This window comes from Micromonospora sp. KC207 (assembly GCF_004348615.1).
In the GTDB taxonomy this organism is placed as follows: Bacteria; Actinomycetota; Actinomycetes; order Mycobacteriales; family Micromonosporaceae; genus Micromonospora.
Map to the genome: position 1 here is coordinate 1 of NZ_SMKJ01000402.1, position 4707 is coordinate 4707.

Sequence of the window (4707 nt, forward strand, 5' to 3'; positions counted from 1 at the left end):
CCGCCGGGCCGGTCGCCGCCGAGCCCGGGTCGGTGCTGCTGCGCCTGCCCACCCGGGCGGGCTCGCCGGCCGACTCCCCGGAGCTGGTCCGCACGGCCGTCGCCGAACCGGTCCGTGGGCCGGTCACCCTCGCCGGCTGGCGCGCTCCCGCCCTCCGGTACGCCCCGGCGGACGCGCTCGCGCTGCTGCGCGGCGACCGTCCCGGGGTGCCCGGCGCGACACTGCGGCACCTCGCGGAGCTGGCCGAGTTCGCCGCCGACCTGGTCCGCCGGGGCCGGGTCCTGCCCGGCGTCGCCCCCGCACCCGGGCCGGGGCCGGCCGCCTTCCGTCCGCTCTCCCGGGCGGGTGCGGCGCGCACCGTCGGCCCGCGTCCGGCCGGCGGGGTCGGGGCGCGGGCGGTGTGGCGTCCCCTGCTCACCGGCGCGGACGCCGCCTGGGCGCGGTCACTCGCCCTGGCCCTGCCCCCGGCCGCCCGGGCCGCCAGCGACGTGCCGGCCGGGGAACTGGTCGCCGACGCCCTCGACGCGCTCACCGACGCCGCCGCGCGGGCCGCCCTCACCCGTACCGTGCTGACCGGTGGTGGCCGCCCGGGCGGTGCGGTGCCGGCCTGGCTCGCGGCGCTGACCGGGCCAGACGGTGGGTTGACCGCCGAGCGGGCCGCCCTCGACGCGCTGGCCGCCGCGCTGGACGACTGGCAGCGGGACGCGGCCGGCGGCGCGGTCCGGGCCAGCTTCCGGCTGGTGGAGCCGGCCGCCGACCCGATCGCCGACGCCATCGCCGCCGCGCTGGCCCAGGACGCGCCCGATGCGGAGAGCGAGCCGGGCATGGCGGCGGACGACGCGGAGAGCGCCTCGGTCGACCCGGGCCGCTGGCGGGTGGAGTTCGGGCTCCAGGCCGCCGACGAGCCGAGCTTGCTCGTCGACGCCAATCAGGTCTGGCGGTCCCCGCACGCCCTTCCCGGGCTGGCGGGCCGGCTCGACTCCCCCCAGGAGACTCTGCTCGCCGAGCTGGGCCGGGCCAGCCGGCTCTGGCCGGAGCTGGACGCCGCCCTGCGTACGGCGACGCCGGAGGCGCTGGAGCTTGACGTCGAGGGCGCGCACCGGTTCCTGCGCGAGGGCGCGCCGGTGCTGCACGCCGCCGGGTTCGGGGTGCTGCTGCCGGGCTGGTGGCGGCGGCCGTCGTCGCGGCTGGGGGCGAGGTTGCAGGCGCGCAGCCGTACCGCCCCGGGCACGGTGGCCGCCGCCGACGGCGGGTTCGGCCTGGACGCCCTGGTCGACTACCGGTGGGAGGTGTCCCTCGGCGACGAGTCGATCTCCGCCGAGGAACTGGCCGCGCTGGCGGAGCTGAAGACCCCGCTGGTCCGGCTGCGCGGACGCTGGGTCGAGCTGGACCCGGCGCGGCTGGCCGCCGGGTTGCGGCTGCTGCGTTCGGCGGGCGAGCTGACGGTGGTCGACCTGCTCCGGCTCGGGCTGGCCGAGTCCGACTCCGCCGACGCGCTGCCGGTGCTGGAGGTGAGCGCCGACGGCGCGCTGGGCGACCTGCTCGCCGGGCAGGCCGAGCGCCGGCTCACCCCGCTCGACCCGCCGCCGGCCTTCGCCGGGACGCTGCGGCCGTACCAGCGGCGCGGGCTGGCCTGGCTGGCGTTCCTCCAGTCGCTCGGCCTCGGCGGGGTGCTCGCCGACGACATGGGGCTGGGCAAGACGGTGCAGCTACTCGCCCTGCTCGCCGGGGATCCGCCGGACGCCGGCCCGACCCTGCTGGTCTGTCCGATGTCGCTGGTCGGCAACTGGCAGCGGGAGGCCGCCCGGTTCACCCCGAAGCTGCGCGTACACGTGCACCACGGTGCCGAGCGGGCGCGGGGCGACGACTTCGTCGCGGCCGTGCACGCGGCGGACCTGGTCCTCACCACCTACTCGGTGGCCGCCCGGGACGCCGTCGACCTCGCCGGGATCGACTGGCACCGGGTCGTCCTCGACGAGGCCCAGGCGATTAAGAACGCCTCGACCCGGCAGGCGGAGGCCGTCCGGGCACTGCCCGCCCGACACCGGATCGCGGTCACCGGCACGCCGGTGGAGAACCGGCTCGCCGACCTGTGGTCCATCATGCAGTTCGCCAACCCCGGACTGCTCGGCCCGGCGGCGTCGTTCCGCAAGGCGTACGCCGAACCGATCGAGCGGCACGGCGACGCCGAGGCCGCCGAGCGGCTGCGCCGGATGACCGGCCCGTTCGTGCTGCGCCGGCTCAAGACCGATTCCTCGGTCATCTCCGACCTGCCGGAGAAGCTGGAGATGGAGGTGCTGTGCAACCTCACCGCCGAGCAGGCGGCGCTGTACCAGGCGGTGGTGGACGACATGCTGGCCCGCATCGAGTCCAGTGACGGCATCGAGCGGCGCGGCCTGGTACTGGCGGCGATGACCCGGCTCAAGCAGGTCTGCAACCATCCCGCCCAGCTGCTACGCGATGGTTCCACACTGACCGGCCGCTCCGGCAAGCTGGCCCGGCTGGAGGAGATCCTCGACGAGGTGCTCGCGGCGGGGGAGAAGGCCCTGCTGTTCACCCAGTACGCCGAGTTCGGCGGGATGCTGCGCGGTCACCTCTCGGCCCGGTTCGGCCGTGAGGTGCTCTTCCTGCACGGCGGGGTCGGCAAGGCCGACCGGGACGCGATGGTGACCCGGTTCCAGTCCGACGCGGGCCCGCCGCTGTTCGTGCTCTCCCTCAAGGCCGGCGGCACCGGGCTCACCCTCACCGCCGCCAACCACGTCGTGCACGTCGACCGGTGGTGGAACCCGGCGGTGGAGGACCAGGCCACCGACCGGGCGTTCCGCATCGGCCAGCGGCGGCGGGTGCAGGTCCGCAAGTTCGTCTGCGCCGGCACGCTGGAGGAGAAGGTCGCGGCGATGATTGCCGAAAAGCGGAGCCTGGCCGCGTCCGTGGTGGGCACCGGCGAGCAATGGGTCACCGAGCTGTCCACGGACCGGCTGCGCGAGCTGTTCGCTTTGGAAACCGGGGCGGTGGTCGAGTGAGCGGGGCAGGCACGAGCGGCCCGTTCGCCGACTACGGGCGGCCCCGCCGGGTCGAGGGCGGGCTGCGGGCCCGCAGCACCCGGGGCGAGATCGGCCGCTCCTGGTGGTCGCGCCGGTTCCTGGAGGTGCTGGAGTCCTTCGCGCTCGGCACCCGGCTCACCCGAGGCCGGTCGTACGCGCGGGCGGGGCAGGTGCTCCACCTCGACGTCGCCCCCGGCGTGGTGACTGCGCGCGTGCAGGGCTCGCGGCCTCAGCCGTACCGGGTGCGGATAGCGCTGGAGCCGTTCCCGGCGGCGCTGTGGGACCGGGTGGAGGCGGCACTGGCGGCGCAGGCGTTCTTCAGCGCCCGGCTGCTAGCCGGTGACCTCCCGAACGAGCTGGAGGAGCTGTTCGCCGCCACCGGCGCGCCGCTGTTCCCGGCCGACGTCGCCGAGCTGGACCAACGCTGCAACTGCCCCGACTTCGCCGTACCGTGCAAGCACCTTGCCGCGACGTTCTACCTGCTCGCGGAGGCGTTCGACGCGGACCCGTTCGAGCTGCTGCACTGGCGGGGCCGCCGCCGCGCCGACCTGCTGGATCGGCTGCGTGCCCTGCGCTCGGCCGCCGGCCAGGGCCGCGACGACGACGGGAGAGCTACGCCGGCGTCCACCGGGGACGGCCGGGGTGCGGCGGCCACGAGGGACGGTGGCCCGGACGGTCCCATCTCGACGGACGTCTCGCCCCACGGCCGGGCCGTGCCGGCCGTGGGTGCCGCCCGGGCGCTCGCTCCGCTGCCCGCCGCGCCGCTCGCCGACGCGGTCGACCGGTTCTGGGTCGCGCCGGTGCCACTGCCGGATCGGCCGCCGAGCCTGGCGACCGGGCCGGACCTGCTGCTGCGGCAGCTCGGTGCCCCGGCGCCCGCGCTCGGCGGTCCCGGCCTGGTGGAGCGGCTGCGCCGGGCGTACCGGGAGTTCGGCCGGGCCCGCCCCGAGGCGGACGGCGGCCCCCGGTGACCCCGGCGCGGCCGGTCACCACCAGCGGCGACGGAACCGCCACATGACAGCGGCGTTGGCCAGCAGCACCGCCGCGAAGATCGCCCCGGCCGGTCGGCCGGCCAGGACGGTGGCCGCCGGCAGCGAGGCCCACAGCACGACGGCCAACAGCATCAGGTACCGGCCGCGACGGGCCCGGGCCCGGTGGTCCAGGCGGGCGAAGAACTCCGGGTCGCTCTCCCGGAGCTGACGGGTGATCTGTTCGAACCTGCGCTGATCCTCTTTGCTGAGCATGGCGGTGCCTTCCCCTCACGCGTTCAGCGGTTCGGCGGCATACCCGCTGCGGTGGCGGCTCACGCGCTCCTGCTGCTGCTACTTTCGACGGACGGCCTCCGACGGGCCGCCGCCGGGCGCCTGAGAGCCCGCTTGTTGGCGTCTGGAGTTCCCCTGTGGCGTTGAACGACGTCAGCCGCCGCAGGACGGGCGAAACATCGCGCCGGGCCCGCCCGGTGCGTGTCCGCCCTGCTCCGGACGCTGGCGGCGGCAGTGCCCGAACCGGACCTCGGGGCACCGGCGCTGGGTGCCGTCTCAAGTGCCGTTCCCGACCCGTCCACCGCGCCTTGAAGCCCCTGACCCGGTCGTCGCCTCCCGTGGCGACCCCTCAGTCAACGCTTGCGCCACACCCGCCCCACCCCCGGGGCAGGGTCAGGGAG

The 4707-nt window shown here is 76.4% G+C and carries 3 protein-coding genes; 2 read left to right on the forward strand and 1 reads right to left on the reverse strand.

Going from position 1 to position 4707, the window contains the following annotated elements; all coding sequences use genetic code 11:
* Both E1258_RS30040 and E1258_RS30045 read left to right on the forward strand, forming a co-directional pair.
* On the forward strand, positions 1 to 3023 hold a 3023-nt coding region (locus E1258_RS30040), incomplete at its 5' end, for a DEAD/DEAH box helicase (RefSeq protein WP_132407041.1).
* Entirely contained in the window at positions 2951 to 4015 is a 1065-nt protein-coding gene (locus tag E1258_RS30045; protein WP_132407043.1) for an SWIM zinc finger family protein, read from the forward strand. The genes E1258_RS30040 and E1258_RS30045, both read left to right, overlap by 73 nt.
* Before the next feature lie 15 nt (positions 4016 to 4030).
* Here E1258_RS30045 and E1258_RS30050 read toward each other — a convergent pair whose 3' ends face one another.
* Entirely contained in the window at positions 4031 to 4288 is a 258-nt protein-coding gene (locus E1258_RS30050) for a DUF3040 domain-containing protein (protein WP_007072314.1), read from the reverse strand.
* Positions 4289 to 4707 lie beyond the last annotated feature (419 nt).

Coding starts and splice junctions, on each gene's coding strand:
- E1258_RS30045 (WP_132407043.1), top strand. CDS start 2,951: ATGGGTCACCGAGCTGTCCACGGACCGGCTGCGCGAGCTGTTCGCTTT.
- E1258_RS30050 (WP_007072314.1), bottom strand. CDS start 4,288: ATGCTCAGCAAAGAGGATCAGCGCAGGTTCGAACAGATCACCCGTCAG.